Below are 15,012 nucleotides of genomic sequence, written 5' to 3'. Positions count from 1 at the left end.
TTACAGGAATAACTGATTATGAGTACTGACACTCTTCACACTAAAACCCCGTCGGTCACGGTCCTGGACAACCGCGGCCTGACCGTGCGCGATATTACGTACTGCCGTCACCCTGATGCACCGGAGAAGACCGATGAGCGCATCACCCGCCATCTGTACGATGAGTACGGCTTTCTGATACAGAGCGCCGACCCGCGCCTGCACGAGAGCGGGCTGGCAAACTTCACGTACCTTACGGACCTGGCGGGCATCCCGCTTATCACCCTGAGCGCCGATGCCGGCATGGCCGTCTCGCTGAGCGACGCAGCCGGGCGCCCCTTCCGTGCGGTGAACGCCGCCGGCACGGTCACCACCTTTCAGTACGAGGGGAACGAACTGTCCGGGCGTCCCCTCAGCATCACCGGGCAGGTGCAGGACGGCGCGTCACGCATCACGGAACGCTACGTGTATGCCGGTAACACGGCAGCAGAAAAGGCCCTGAACCTGGCCGGGCAGTGCGTCAGTCATTACGACACGGCCGGTCTGGTGCAGACCAACAGCGTGGCGCTGAACGGCGTGCCGCTCTCCGTCACCCGCCGTCTGCTGAAGGATGCGGACAATCCCGACGTTACGGCCGACTGGCAGGGCACTGACGCTTCTGCGTGGAACGACATGCTGGCGGCAGAGACGTACGCCACCCAGACCACGGCGGACGCCACGGGCGCTGTACTGACCACCACGGATGCAAAAGGCAACGTGCAGCGGGTGGCGTACGACGTGGCGGGCCTGCTGTCGGGCAGCTGGCTGACCCTGAAGGGCGGAAAAGAGCAGATCATCGTCGCCTCCCTGACATATTCGGCCGCCGGGCAGAAACTGCGCGAGGTACACGGCAACGGCGTGGTGACCACGTATGAATACGAGCCGGAGACGCAGCGGTTGACCGGGATGAAAACGGAGCGTCCCACCGGGCATGTCTCCGGTGCGAAAGTACTGCAGGACCTGCGCTACGAGTATGACCCGGTGGGCAACGTCCTGAAAATCACCAACGACGCGGAAGAGACCCGCTTCTGGCGCAACCAGAAAGTGGTGCCGGAGAATACGTACGCCTACGACAGCCTGTACCAGCTGGTCAGTGCCACCGGGCGCGAGAGGGCCGGTGCCGGGCAGCAGGGCAGTAATCTCCCCGCCACCGCCGTTCCCCTTCCCGGCGACAGCTCTGCGTACACAAACTATACCCGCACTTACACCTGCGACGAAGCCGGTAACCTGACGCAGGTCCGCCATACCCCGGCAACGGACAGCGGTTACACCACAAAAATCACCGTAAGCGACCGCAGCAACCGGGGCGTGCTGAGCACCCTGACGGACAATCCCTCAGACGTGGATGCGCTGTTCACCGCGGGCGGGCAGCAGAAGCAGCTGCAGCCGGGGCAGGGCCTCATCTGGACGGCCCGCAATGAACTGCTGAAGGTGACGCCGGTGGTGCGTGACGGCGGTACGGATGACAGGGAGAGCTACCGCTATGACGGCGGCAGCCAGCGCATCCTGAAGGTCAGCGTGCAGAAAACGGGCAGCAGCACGCAGACTCAGCGGGCGCTGTACCTGCCTGGGCTGGAGCTGCGCAGCACAAAAACCGGCGGCGCGGAAACGGAAAGCCTGCAGGTTATCACGGTGGGCGAGGCAGGGCGTGCGCAGGTGCGGGTACTGCACTGGGAGAGCGGCAGGCCGGCTGAAATCACTGACGACCAGCTACGTTACAGCCACGATAACCTGACCGGCAGCAGCGGGCTGGAGCTGGACGGCGATGGCAATATCATCAGCGCGGAGGAGTATTATCCGTACGGCGGGACGGCGGTATGGACGGCGCGCAGTGAGGTGGAGGCGGACTACAAAACCACCAGATACTCAGGGAAGGAGCGTGATGCGACGGGGCTGTACTGTTACGGTTACCGCTACTACCAGCCGTGGGCGGGCAGATGGCTGAGCGCGGACCCGGCGGGGACGGTGGACGGGCTGAACCTGTTCAGGATGTGCAGGAATAATCCTGTGACGTTATTTGATCCCGATGGGCACATGCCAAAGTACGCGCCTATTGCCAAAGAAGATCCTGCGTTCAGTAAATTTGAGGACGCAGTACATGAAGAAGACAGAAATGTAATCAACAGATACGCAAACAGTCTGGATGCCATGAAAAGCGTTGTGGACACTATACATGATGCTGTCGACAGCACCCTTAATCCCGTCCGTGGATTGCGTACAGTTATCAGGAATGGCACAAACATTACCACATCTTATATAGCTGGTAGCTTTTCGGGTATGGCAGGAGCAGGCGCCGGGGCGTTAATTGGGACGGCAATTGCTCCCGGAGTAGGTACAGCTATTGGGGCAGGTATCGGCTCAGCAGCAGGCGGAATTATTGGCAAAAAATTAAGTGGGATCGTGATGGATAAGGCTGGTTTAAAGAAACAGGAAAGGTTACAAACATCAAGGCTCATAAAAAAAATTGACAGGGCTAATGCATGGCTTATTTCAAATGTGATGTTAGATGTTGCGGACAGTTACATAAGTAAGGATTCACTTAAAACTTTCGCGTTAATGGCCACCAAAAAAGCGATGAAAAAAACCACGAATATATCTCTCCCTGTTGAAGCCCTGGCAGGGCTCTCAATGCAGGTGAAAGAATTGGGTGAAGGAACTATTGGAAGTGAAAAACAAAAGAAAATAGAGTCAATATTTCAGGTGGTTGAGCCAATCATTGCCGCCGATATGTATAATGAAATACAGAACAGGTTTGAGAGCCTCGGAAAAGAAAAGATTAAAAGAGATGGAATCGTAAACACAATTAAGTTCGCAAGGGTAAGTAGTGAAGATATCGAGAAAACAGTTATTCATATAGAAAGAAGAATAAGGGACACACGAAGAATGCTACTTAAGTAAATTTCAGCATTCAAATGCTAAGGAGGAATTTCAGATATTGGGGTCAGTTTAGATATTGAAGACTGTCCCCACACTTGTGGGGACAGGCGCTCAGTAGTAGAAAATTCATGTTACACAATATCTTTTATAACAAAGGTAAACGTCACATCCAGAGGGACTCTGTCGCATTAACGGCCGCAGGCTGGCAAAAAACGCATTGCCTGTTTTTTTGGCAGCTATCAGGTAGAACTGCTCAGCAGGGGACAGACCGTCCCCGCACTGATAACCGTACTTCAATTTCTCAGATTCAGCAGCGCGGAAACGAAATCAAGGTTGCCACACTCAAGCGCTATGTAGAGGCAATGGGCGGTAAACTCAGTCTGGATGTGGAATTGCCTACCGGTAAAAGAGTTGCGTTTCATATATAAGGTTTACCGCTGGGTTCAGCGTGATGCGCCTGAAATGGAAAAAAGACTGCGCTGGTACTGGCGTAACCCTTCCGATCTCAACCCGTGGCACATTGACGAAACGTGTGTAAAGGTCAGTGGCCGCTGGGCTTATCTATACCGGGCAGTCGTCAGCAGGGGCCGCCCCATCGATTTTTATCTCTCCCTACGTCGTACCAGCAAAGCCGCATACAGGTTCCTGGATAAAATCCTCAACAATGTGAAGAAGTGGCAGATCCCGCGATTCATCAACACGGATAAAGCACCCACCTATGGCCGTGTACTACGCAAAGGGCAGGCCTCAGCATTTTATTATGGCGATCTCCTGGGCGAGATGCGTCTGGTGAGCAGAGTCTTTTACATCTAAGGTCTTTCAATCAGATAAAAGGTTACCTCATCGCGAACTTTGCAACAGTGCCCTTCTGTCGACCCGCAGCCGTTAATGCGACAGTACCTCGAAATTCCTATGCGTCAACTGGCCCCTATCAATCAACGGGGAGCAGGTCACACAGTCGCTTCTAATTTTTCCAAAATTGATTTCAAAAGATGAGATTGTGATAATTTGAATGGTCACCTAAGATAACTTTATTACACCAAACTAGTGAATATAAAAACAAATAGTTAAGTTAATTCACCAATACTTCATACTCGAAGTCGGATATGTTTGCAGCAATAATAAGTATGCCAACCCCACGATTTGACGGCATTTGGCTTTCGTTACTGTAATTTATTTGATGATATCATAAAATAGCCAAAATATTGATGCTTTCGTATAGGGTATGTAGTTTCTCACAGAATGAGAGTTAATGTAAATTATCAATTAATATTGTTATACTTACATTAAAATAATACTTTTGCATTTGCAAGGGTAAGTAAAATTTCATTGCATCTAAATAAGGAATTAAATCATGAGCTGTGTGATTAAAAAAACTGCATTAGTCCTGTTGTTATTTCTGGTAAGCCCCTTAAGCCATGCGGTTGTAGCCGGTGGGATTGTTTCGGTCAACCATTCATGGCCTGTCAACTCAGAATTTAATAAATTATCTTTTTTTCAGCAGATAAGTAACGATGGCGGAACAGAGTCCAAATACTACTGGGCCAACCAGTTTCATTTTAAACAAGGGGATGGAGGATACATTGGTTTACAAAATCGGGGTGATGGAGTTCATGCCTTTAATTACTCTATATGGAAGGCAAAAGGATGGAAGAGCGGTGAGTGCAGTTACTTCGATCACGAAGGTTCTGGAGTACAATGCCAGATTGTCGTACCGTGGAAAACTGGGCATCAGTACAAATTAGATGTTTCCAAAAATGGAAATCTAGTTACAGGGGTGGTGACAGATATGATGGATGGTACAGCTATAACGGTTGGCGTTATCGAAGTTCCAGAAATATTCGGCAAGTTATACTCATCCTCTGGTTTTGTTGAAGAGTATTCCCAGGGGAATGGTCAGCTTTCTTCCTGCTATGTGATGGGAGCTCAAAGTTCAATCTTTCTGAACTCATTAGGCGATGATAAAATAAAGGCTGGTCAGAGTTCCTATACTTATGGGAACTGCAATGATCCTTACGTGGTAAAAGCTGCATGTAACGATGATGCGTGCATCAATACTGTAAGCAATCTTCATGCGATTGCCTCCCCAAATGCGCCTATAGTATCGATTGTCAACGAAAACGATTTGACCGCAGAGACCATATCTAATGCATTGAACAACGTCGATTTGGTAGTTGTTCGCTCTCAGGATGGTAACTGGGCACCGAACATCTATTTCCCGGAGCCTAACGAGCTTAAATGGAAATCCATATTTATGGACCATCGAGCTGGTTACAGTTCATCTGTTCATGTTAATGGTTCTATTACTAAGGTAAACAAGGGCCAACACATAATGTATATGTCTGATGGTAGCAACTGGAAGGTCATTAACCAGGTTCTGTCAAATTAAGAAATGGTCGGGTAACAGGTTCTGTCGCATTAACGTCAGCAGGATGGCAAAAAGTGTATTCCCTGTTTTTCAGACAGCCATCAGATAAAACTGTTCTGCCGGAGACATCCCGTCCCCGGCAGGGGGCTGATATTGCCCTTTACGTATCATGTGGAGCAGTTCAATTCCTGCCAGGAGACACTGTGCATGCCGGAACGATTTGAATCCCGTCATCAGTTTTGTCCGGCGTTTGATATTCCGGTGATCCTGTTCAATCAGGTTATTCAGGTATTTGCTCTGCCTGATGGTGATGATTTCTTCTTCTGATTTACCAGCATTGGCTGTGGCCAGTGCCGCCGTACTGGCGCCACTTTTATCGATGGTCACCACCTCCGGTGCTCCGTGGTGGCGGATGGTTTTGCGGAAGAAACGCAGGGCTGCTGCGGCATCCCGTTTAGCCGTCAGCAAAAAGTCGATGGTCTGACCTTCGGTATCGACCGCGCGGTACAGATATTTCCACTGCCCCCTGACCCTAACGTAAGTTTCATCCATTCGCCACCGGCGGCCCACGGCACGTTTATGCCGGCGAAACGCCTTATCCAGCAGGGGTACCAGCCGGATGACCCAGCGGTGAAGCGTGGAATGCTCAACGGTGATACCCCGCTCAGCCATCATCTCCTCCAGATTGCGCAGGCTCAGGGAGTCGGCCAGATACCAGCGAACACACTGGGCAATTACATCTGAGGGATAATGCAGGCGTTTAAAGGAATTTTCGATCAGAGGCATGGTCAGGCAACATTGAAAAAAACAGTATGTTACCTGACCACTCATTAATGCGACAGAACCAGATTGTCTCATCCCGTTTTCTTCATATTTTTATTTATCCTTTTCTTGACTCTTCTTGGTGAAATTTTTTCCACCATCCGGAATGGATTATGATGGTTTCAGGAGAGATGTGGTGTTTATTTATTCCCTCCATTTTTCTGTAAGAATGAAGTAAATATTTATCCGTTCTTCATTCTTTTTTTAGTCGCGCCTTTTCCATATTCGGGCAGATAAATAATCACAGCGCCTGCTTCCATTTGAGACTATTTTAATGTCATCTCTTTAAAAGGGGTAATGCTGTCTTCCGATCCGGAAAAATATATTCCCTCCCTGCTCCGTTTTTAACATGCTCCACACTCTGTTCTGTGTCATTAAGGGGGGCGCTATCCCCGCTTCATGCCACGAAAAGATAAATGCCAGTCCATCCCCCCACTTGTCTCCCTGTTCTGTGGTATACCTTCTCCTGCGGGTTGTATGAGTTCCGCCTTAAGCTGCGCCTCACGCGAACGCTGCGCGTTTGAGACGCCACCTGGGATTACGCTTATTATAACAAACGCCCGGATCGGGGGGCAAAGCCTTGTGCCACGCGGGTCTGCGCCGTTTATGACGAAAAAGGCTCCTTTACCGGCTTTGGATAAGGCGCTAATCTACGGATAAATGCACAGATCGAGCTACGTGAAAACTTTATGATAATGAACCCCGTTCCCCCTGCAGAATTCACCAGAACGCGTCAGCGCACTTTCGTTCGCGCCGGGCGCGGACTTTGCCACGGCGGTGGCGCTGCGGCGCATGGCCACCGCGAACGGCGTCACGCCGTTTTACCTGCTGGCGCCGGAGGTGAGCGCGCTGTCACTACATGCCGGACCGGCGCCCCCCCTTCCTGTTCAGCACGCTGTGGAACACCGGCGCGCACATCGGCGAGGCCTGCACGCTGACGCCGGAATCCTTTGAGCCGGACGGTCCACGGCCGTTCGTGAGGATTTTGTCGGAGAAGGTCCGCAACCGGCGCGGGCGGCCGCCGAAGGACGCGGTGCGCCTGGTACCCCTCACCGACGCCGGCTACGTGCATCAGGTCAGAAGCTGGTTTGCCACCGAGCCGCTCTGGTCCGTCACCGACGAAACAATGCGCAACTGGCTGAAGGCCGCCGTCAGGCGGGCCGGTGATGACGGGGTGCAGTTCTCAGTGCCGGTGACGCCGCACACATTCCGCCACTCGTACATCATGCACATGCTTTACCACCGCCAGCCGCTCAAAGTGATCCAGGCGCAGGCCGGACATAAGGATGCGCGATCCATTGAGGTGTATACGCGGGTTTTTGCGCTGGACGTGGCCGCCACGCTGGCGGTGCCGTTCAGCGGCGGGGTCGCGGAGGCCGCCGCCGTGCTGCGGGCACTTCCACCGAAAGAATGAAACTGACGATCAGGGCAGGGATCTGAATAGCCGTATCCTTTCCCCCGTCATTCATGCGTGAGAAAACCGACTGGCCTGCGGTCGTCACTGGTTATCTTAAATTCCGCTTTCAGAAAACACTCTTTACCGTTTTCATTACTGATAACAACGCCATCGCTTGTTCCGTGTACAACTGCCGATGTTACAATGTATTTTACCGGACGGGCGGTTAACTGCATATTCCGATGATTCCGGTCAGTGATTCCGGCGATTTCGATCGCTCTTCTCGCGCTGGTTATTTCTTACTTTAGTTTTTAACCCGTCTGATCGGTTTGCGCCAGTTTACGCATTGATTCACCTCTGAGCTCAACGCGATGTCCGTTATGCAGAAGCCGGTCCATCAGCGCATCGGCTACCGTCGGGTTACCCACCAGTTTGTACCATTCACTCACCGGTAACTGGCTGATGATTATCGTGCTTCCACGCTGGTATCTGTCTTCCATCACTTCCAGCAGGTCTGAGGACTGCCGGGTGTTCAGTTTCTCAAGGCCCCAGTCATCAAGGATAAGCAGGTCCTTTTTCGACAGCTGCAGCAGTTGTTTCTGGTAGCTCCCGTCGGCATGGCTGATATTCAGGTCATCAAGCAGTCGCGTCAGCCGGTAGTACACCACCTGCATATGCTGCTGGCAGGCCTGCTCCCCCAGGGCACAGGCAACGTACGTTTTGCCACATCCCGTTGGCCTGGTGATCAGCACATTTTCATGACGGTGAACATAAGCGCCTGTCAGCAGCTGTACCAGTAACTGCCGGTTCAGCCCCCGTTCCGGCCGGTAGTCAAGCTGTGAAGGCTGAGCATCCAGCCTCAGTTTTGACTGCCTTCGCAGCCGGTTGACCTTCGAGACCTCACGCTGCAGCAGTTCATGCTCCAGCAGGAGCCCCAGACGTTCTTCGAAGCTCAGCGAGGTGTAGGTCATGGGTTGTGACCATTGCAGCTCCAGCGCGTTACTGATGTGCCCCAGCCGCACGGCCCGTATCTGTTCCAGCAGGTTGGCCTAATGGGAGCGAAGCTGCAATATGACGACATTTGTGGTATACAGGAATAAAATCACCTGCATCTTCTGATAGTTACATATATCGGAGTACATATGGATAACTGGCAGGATAAAACTGAATGGAAAGATCTCTGGTTGTTGACTCCTGAGCAAGTTCCCCTGTTGTCTGGTATGACCGACAAGGGCCGTCTCGGATTTGCCATTCAGTTGAAGTTTATGGAGATGTACGGACGATTTCCTTCGTCAGGCAAGGATGTCAGCATGGATGTTATTCAGTACCTTGCTCAACAGCTCGGTCTTTCTGGTGATCTTTTTTCTTCATACGAACCACTGGATCGGCAGGGGCTACGGCATCGCCAGACGATCCGGAAGTTACTCGGCTATCGCCCTTCTGCTGACAGTGATCTCCGGCAGCTTTTTGACTGGTTGTGCGCTGAGGTTTTGCCCCTGGATCCAAAAGCACTCCACGCCCGGGAAGCTGCTTTTGACTGGTTTCGCGAGCAACGCACAGAGCCTCCTGCAACAGCACATCTTGAGCGGGTTATTCGTTCGGCAACATACCATTATGAAGAGACCCTTTTAAGCTCCATTTACAACAGACTCACCGGCAACCATAAATATGTAATCAATAAATTATTACCCGACAAGCAAAAAGAAACAGATGATGACTCCGATAATAAAGAAAATATATTCAGCATAATAAAAAAGGAACCGGGGAAACCCAGCCTCGATAATATTCTCTTTGTTATTTCACAACTAACAGCCCTCGATGAACTGGGGCTGAATGCTGATTTGGTCCGGGGCGTACCACCCAAATTTATCGAAATATATCGTCAGCGCTGCGCTGCCGAATCTGTCAGGGAAATCCGGCGCCACCCTGTCAGTATTCGTTACCCCATGATTATCATGTACTGCTGGCGACGTCGGCAACAGCTGACGGATGCCCTGACTGAAATGCTGATGCAGCTGATCCACAACCTCGGAACGCGGGCTGAGAAGAAAGTGGATAAAAAACAGTTTGCGGCCTTTAAAAAAGTCAGAGGAAAAGCAAAATTGCTCTTCCGGATGGCTGAAGCAACAGCGGATCAACCCGATGGTGTCATCAAAGAAGTGGTTTATCCCGTTGTTGCACAGAGAACGCTGCAGCGTCTTGTGGAGGAGTTTAATACGCTGGGAAGCGATCCTGAACTTGAAGTCCATGAGTCTATCCGGGCATCTTATGGTGCTCATTATCGCCGGATGCTGCTCCCCGTACTGGATCAACTGGATTTCCAGTCCGGTAATCACCTGTACCGTCCCGTGATTGACGCTATTAATATTATAAAAATGCACCGGCACAGTAACCAGCATTATTATGCTGCAGACGATGTGCCTGTTGATGGTGTAATCCAAAAAAAATGGCGCAATATTATTATGGAAACTGGTAAACAGGGTGAAGATCGAATTAACCGAATTAATTATGAAATATGCGTCCTGCGAGCGTTAAGAAACAGCCTCAGAAATAAAGAAATATGGGTAAATGGAGCCGATCGTTACCGCAATCCGGAGGAAGATCTACCGGCTGATTATTCTGATAACCGGGAGCATTATTATACGCTCCTGGGCGCACCTACTGACGGAGAGGTGTTTATTGCCCAACTCAAAAAGACCCTGCGGCAGTGGCTGGAAACGCTAAATTACGGACTTCCTCTGAATCAGAAGGTCAGTATCCGGTCGCAGGGGAAAAAACGGATACGCCTGAGCCCGTTGCCCCCGCAGGAAGAGCCGCCGAATACGCTGTTGCTGAAGCGTGAAATTGGACGTCGCTGGACCGACCTCGAGCTTATTGACATGCTGAAGGAGGTTGACCTGCGGGAAAAGTTTTCGTCATTATTCAGAACGTCAGGCAGCCGTGAGGTGATTGAGCCGGAGACGCTGCCGCACCGGCTATTGTTGTGTCTGTTCGGGCTGGGTACCAACGTCGGTCTGAAGCGTATCGCCAGCCAGCAGCCGGGCGTCTCTTATGAAGAATTACGTCATATCAAACGGAAGTTTATCCAGAAAGATACTCTGCGATCGGCCATCGCGCAGATTGTTAACGGGATATTCCGGATAAAGCAGCCCACCATCTGGGGTAATGCCACCACGTCCTGCGCCGCTGACTCCAGGAAATTCAGCGCGTACGATCAGAATCTGATGACGGAATGGCATGCGCGGTACGGCGGGCGTGGCATTATGATTTACTGGCACGTGGATACCAACTCCACCTGCATTTATTCCCAGCTGCGCCGGTGCTCATCGTCAGAGGTGGCCGCCATGATGGAGGGCGTCCTGCGGCACTGTACGGATATGGAAATCGACCACCAGTACGTGGACAGCCACGGTCAGAGCGAGGTGGCTTTTGCCTTCAGCTATGTGCTGGGGTTTGACTTACTGCCCCGACTGAAAAATATCGCCCGGCAAAAGCTCAGTATCTGCGAATCTGGTGACACCGCTCTATATCCGGCACTATCTCCGGTGCTGACAAAAGAAATAAACTGGGAGCTGATCCGGCAACAGTATGATGAAATTATTAAATATACAGCGGCCCTGAGAACCGGCACTGCAGAGCCGGAGGCCATATTAAGACGATTTACCCGCAATAATGCGCAACACCCGACATATAAAGCCCTGGCAGAATTGGGACGGGCTGTAAAAACTATTTTCCTTTGCCGCTATTTAAACGATGAGGGGTTACGGCGTGAAATCAATTCCGGACTGAACGTTGTGGAGAACTGGAACAGCGCCAATGATTTTATTTTTTACGGCGAGCACGGTGAATTCACCTCCAACAGGCCAGAGGAACAGGAAATTTCCATGCTGGCACTGCATCTGCTGCAGATCAGTCTGGTTTACGTCAACACACTTCTGATTCAGGAGCTACTGTCTGAACCTGCCTGGCGAAGCAAAATGACAGAAGCTGACAGGAGGGGGCTGAGTCCGCTGATATACAGCCATGTCAATCCATATGGTCGTATCGAACTGGACATGAGCAGTCGGCTGAAGGTGGCAGCATAAGAGTGACCATAACCGTTCGGTTTCGTACACGGGATCTTCATGATGTACGAAAGTAAGTGAAATTTATTTCGTACACACGTTATAATCCGTACATCCTTTTCGTACAGAAGATTACTTTATGTCACGAGTTTTTGCCTACTGCCGGGTGTCCACCCTGGAACAGGCCACTGAAAACCAGTGCCTGGAGATTGAAGCTGCCGGTTTTAGCGTCAGGCACCAGCGGCTGATTGAGGAGCATATCAGCGGCTCGGTGGCCGCCAGCGAACGGCCCGGCTTTGCCAGGCTACTTGACCGCATGGAAAATGGTGACGTACTGATTGTCACAAAACTTGATCGCCTTGGACGCAATACGATGGACATAAGGAAAACGGTTGAGCTGCTCGCAGCATCAGATATTCGTGTTCACTGCCTGGCGCTGGGTGGTGTTGACCTCACCAGCCCGGCCGGAAAGATGACCATGCAGGTGATTTCAGCGGTGGCAGAATTTGAACGAGACCTGCTGCTCGAGCGCACGCACTCTGGCATTGCAAGGGCAAAAGCCTCAGGAAAGCGTTTTGGGCGTCCCTCTGCGCTGAACGATGTACAGAAAAAATCCGCGCTGGAACGCCTGAGCGCAGGGATCAGCGTGAGCGCCGTTGCCCGTGAATTCAATACGACACGGCAGACAATACTCAGGGTAAAGGCCTCAATCCTGAAGGATAAGGTGATTGTATCTGATTTAATACTATCTAGCTCATGCATATAATGGAATAAAGTTAAAAAAACAGGCAGAATTAGTATGGGTAACATTGGAAATAAAAATAACATTTCTCATGTATTTATTTACAGATGCAACATCTCACTGATATTTTGTTTTGTGCAAAAAAAACTGGAGGTAACATGAGTACCTTTAATGAGATTAATGAAGGTAACAAAGCAGTAAGGAAAATGCTCTTTTTTTTATTAGTTGCACTTATACCTTTGTTATTAGTTTCTGTTATTTACATGAATAATACAAACTCTAATTTTCTTAACGCTATATCATGCGGCATGGAAAACTTACCAGCAATTTCATCTTCCAATAGTCCATTACTAACTAAGGTGATGGATGCTTATGTAAAAACAGCTCCTTTCTTTGCTTTTTTTGTATTTCTAGTTTCATGTAAAAATCTAAAATTAAAGAGAGGTCAGTCAGCATGGAACATGCTGATGATATATATTCTTTTTACAACGTTTTATGCTATTTTAATTTATAGTTTCTTGTTTACAAATACAGAGCTAACTGATTCAAAAAAAATACTTAAAGTGATGTCAATAAATGATTTCACTCTATCGTTTTTTTATGCGAGCTTGTATTCAGGGGTTTACATATTTAGTTATTTGTATTTATGGTTTGCTATTGGTACTTATAGGGCATTCAAGGAGAGGTGGTAAGCACCTCTCCTTAACATGTTAATTTCCAGGTCGAATCACCTCGTTATTTATCTTTTCAGCTATTTTATCATCAATCTTCGATGCTAAATAGCTGATAGTCATGATTCCCAAAATGGTTATAGCTGTTAGAGCCAGTCCAGAAATAGGTAATGCACTAAGAATAGCCCCAAACAATCCTGTAGCAACAGCAGCTGCCATCCCACTCAGCACCCAGGACTCCACTTCCAGCATCAGCGGCCCCCAGTCCCCGGTTTCATATCCCTCGATACTTTTCTCCCGGACCTTCTCGATTTTCATCACCACATCGGCAACTTTAAACGCTTTGCCAAGATTTCCGAGCTTATTCGCCATATCATCAGCATCAACATTCTTCCATGCATTAACAATTGCATCCTTGTCCGCCTTGTTGATTTTCATCCCGGGATTTGAGGTGATTTTGTTGAGAGAGTCCATTGCGTCATCATAACTGCGGATCGTTTTACCCTGGAAGTTCTTTATATCATCCGCAATTTCTTTAGCTATTGCCTTATATTTATCACCAAGATGCTCACCAATCTTGTCACCCATATCAGCAATCAGTTCACTGGTTTTGGTAAGCGCTTCTTTTTCATTACTTGCTTTTTCAGCTGCTTCCTTTTCACGCTGGCGCGCCAGTTCTTCCTGCTCTTTTCTTGCCTTTTCTTCTGCCGCACGCCTGGCCGCATTTTCTTTTTCAGTGGCATCTCGTTTTGACCTGGCTTCTGCCAGCTTATTATCAGCCTGAACCTGATTGTTTTGTGCCGCTTCCATTGCTGCATTAGCATTATTTAAATTTGCATTAGCTGCGTTGAGTTGATGATAGGCTGCATCAAGTTCCCCCTTCCTGGCATCCATGGCTTGCTTATCCTGTGCGGCAACCTTACCCGCTTCCATGAAATTACGGTAACCGGGAAGGGTTGGCTGGCTGGCAAAAACGGAGAACCGTTTTACATCCTGCATTGTCCGGTCATACTTTGCCTGGGCGGCGTTATATTCATTCGCTTTCTGGGCAACATTAGCATTTGCTGAATTGACGCCGTTCTGTGCAGCATTGACCGCATTCCGTGCATTGTCCAGATTTGCCTGGGCAGTATCCACATCCCTCTGTGCTGCCTCCACCTGATGCGTTGCATCCCATTCTGCCTGCTTACGTTGGGCTTCGGCTTCAGCCTTTGCTCTGGCTTCAGCAGCCTGCTTTTCCCTGACGTTATTTATCAGCGCCAGCTCCGCCTGTGCCAGCCGCGTCGCCTGTTTGGCCCGGGCAATCCTTTGACCAGCCTGGCCGCTGTTCGCCAGTTTTTCATTGTCGGCAACGATTTTATTCAGTGCGGCAATGCGCGCATCTGAAGTATCTCCACGGAAGTTGATTACCTCACCGACTATTTGTTTGTTGCTGACTGTTCCGCCAGCACCTTCATCTTTATTATTTCCGTCAACAATATCGGGGGGCATGGGGCCGAGGTTTACTCCAACGACAAACCCGTCTACCGTAGGTTTTACTGGCGCAGAAGGGGAAACTATACCAATAACTTCACCGTCTTCACGGACATAATATTCAGTGAAATCCGCTGGATTTAAACCCCACGAACGGGCAAGGGCATCGCCTGCCGTTTTGGAAACTCCCGTGTAATTGTTTGCATTCCCACCGTTAGAACCGGTATTACCGGAACCGCCGCTATTTCCGCGCGGGCTTTCTGACCCTGGATCAGATGATGGGCCATTTACCGTCATAGTTCCCTGATCGTTGCTGTTACTCATATTATTCCCTCATCCTTATGGTTACGAAAGCATAAAATCAGTACCCCTGCAATCTGTCGTTGCAGGTTGATCATAACAGTCAATATTTCACTAATTTGGGATCATCATCCTGTTATTGAATCTGGCGGAGATGGCTGTTATCAAAATACATACCTTTTTCATCAATATGTTACATTGCTGTTGCTGTTGCTGTTGCTGTTGCTGTTGCTGTTGCTGTTGCTGTTGCTGTTGCTGTTGCTGTTGCTGTTGCTGTTGCT

8 protein-coding genes and 3 pseudogenes are annotated in these 15,012 nt (G+C 49.8%); 8 read left to right on the top strand and 3 right to left on the bottom strand.

Going from position 1 to position 15,012, the window contains the following annotated elements; all coding sequences use genetic code 11:
* Window positions 1-18: 18 nt before the first annotated feature.
* From AC3Y5R_RS00075 to AC3Y5R_RS00060, 4 genes and pseudogenes are all read left to right on the top strand, one after another.
* The gene (locus tag AC3Y5R_RS00075; RefSeq protein WP_489919614.1) at window positions 19-2,916 is read left to right on the top strand and encodes an RHS repeat-associated core domain-containing protein; all 2,898 of its coding nucleotides are present in this window, start codon (window positions 19-21) and stop codon (window positions 2,914-2,916) included.
* Between the two features lie 287 nt (window positions 2,917-3,203).
* Window positions 3,204-3,323 (top strand): annotated as a pseudogene (locus AC3Y5R_RS00070) (transcriptional regulator); the annotation flags it as partial.
* A 1-nt stretch (window position 3,324) separates the two neighbouring features.
* Window positions 3,325-3,708, top strand: a pseudogene (locus AC3Y5R_RS00065) (DDE-type integrase/transposase/recombinase); the annotation flags it as partial.
* A gap of 541 nt (window positions 3,709-4,249) precedes the next feature.
* Window positions 4,250-5,284: a DUF3472 domain-containing protein gene (locus tag AC3Y5R_RS00060; RefSeq protein WP_489919613.1), complete on the top strand. Its 1,035-nt coding sequence runs from the start codon at window positions 4,250-4,252 to the stop codon at window positions 5,282-5,284.
* A gap of 69 nt (window positions 5,285-5,353) precedes the next feature.
* On the opposite strand, the gene AC3Y5R_RS00055 is transcribed toward AC3Y5R_RS00060, so the two are convergent.
* A complete protein-coding gene (locus AC3Y5R_RS00055) occupies window positions 5,354-6,049 on the bottom strand; it encodes an IS6 family transposase (protein ID WP_489919612.1) in 696 nt (231 codons plus the stop codon).
* A gap of 747 nt (window positions 6,050-6,796) precedes the next feature.
* Between AC3Y5R_RS00055 and AC3Y5R_RS00050 the strand changes: the two are divergent.
* A pseudogene (locus AC3Y5R_RS00050) lies at window positions 6,797-7,499 on the top strand (tyrosine-type recombinase/integrase).
* A 293-nt stretch (window positions 7,500-7,792) separates the two neighbouring features.
* Here the strand turns inward: AC3Y5R_RS00050 and istB are convergent.
* Window positions 7,793-8,503, bottom strand: coding sequence for an IS21-like element helper ATPase IstB (gene istB / locus AC3Y5R_RS00045; RefSeq protein WP_489919611.1), 711 nt, complete (start codon window positions 8,501-8,503; stop codon window positions 7,793-7,795).
* Between the two features lie 120 nt (window positions 8,504-8,623).
* On the opposite strand from istB, the gene AC3Y5R_RS00040 reads away from it, so the two are divergent.
* From AC3Y5R_RS00040 to cui, 3 genes are all read left to right on the top strand, one after another.
* Complete coding sequence (locus tag AC3Y5R_RS00040; protein ID WP_489919610.1) at window positions 8,624-11,566, top strand: Tn3 family transposase; 2,943 nt, start codon at window positions 8,624-8,626, stop codon at window positions 11,564-11,566.
* 118 nt (window positions 11,567-11,684) lie between these two features.
* Window positions 11,685-12,311: a recombinase family protein gene (locus AC3Y5R_RS00035; RefSeq protein WP_489919609.1), complete on the top strand. Its 627-nt coding sequence runs from the start codon at window positions 11,685-11,687 to the stop codon at window positions 12,309-12,311.
* Between the two features lie 134 nt (window positions 12,312-12,445).
* Window positions 12,446-12,979: a colicin immunity protein Cui gene (gene cui / locus AC3Y5R_RS00030; protein WP_489919608.1), complete on the top strand. Its 534-nt coding sequence runs from the start codon at window positions 12,446-12,448 to the stop codon at window positions 12,977-12,979.
* 18 nt (window positions 12,980-12,997) lie between these two features.
* Here cui and AC3Y5R_RS00025 read toward each other — a convergent pair whose 3' ends face one another.
* Window positions 12,998-14,755, bottom strand: coding sequence for a colicin-like pore-forming protein (locus tag AC3Y5R_RS00025; protein WP_489919607.1), 1,758 nt, complete (start codon window positions 14,753-14,755; stop codon window positions 12,998-13,000).
* Between the last annotated feature and the right edge of the window lie 257 nt (window positions 14,756-15,012).

The sequence above is a fragment of the Erwinia sp. 009765445 genome, from assembly GCF_058137865.1.
This window is presented reverse-complemented; position numbering and strand designations above follow the sequence as displayed.

Bases quoted from the DNA above. Each gene is read 5' to 3' on its own strand.
- AC3Y5R_RS00075 (WP_489919614.1), top strand. From the start codon at position 19: ATGAGTACTGACACTCTTCACACTAAAACCCCGTCGGTCACGGTCCTG.
- AC3Y5R_RS00060 (WP_489919613.1), top strand. From the start codon at position 4,250: ATGAGCTGTGTGATTAAAAAAACTGCATTAGTCCTGTTGTTATTTCTG.
- AC3Y5R_RS00055 (WP_489919612.1), bottom strand. From the start codon at position 6,049: ATGCCTCTGATCGAAAATTCCTTTAAACGCCTGCATTATCCCTCAGAT.
- AC3Y5R_RS00040 (WP_489919610.1), top strand. From the start codon at position 8,624: ATGGATAACTGGCAGGATAAAACTGAATGGAAAGATCTCTGGTTGTTG.
- AC3Y5R_RS00035 (WP_489919609.1), top strand. From the start codon at position 11,685: ATGTCACGAGTTTTTGCCTACTGCCGGGTGTCCACCCTGGAACAGGCC.
- cui (WP_489919608.1), top strand. From the start codon at position 12,446: ATGAGTACCTTTAATGAGATTAATGAAGGTAACAAAGCAGTAAGGAAA.
- AC3Y5R_RS00025 (WP_489919607.1), bottom strand. From the start codon at position 14,755: ATGAGTAACAGCAACGATCAGGGAACTATGACGGTAAATGGCCCATCA.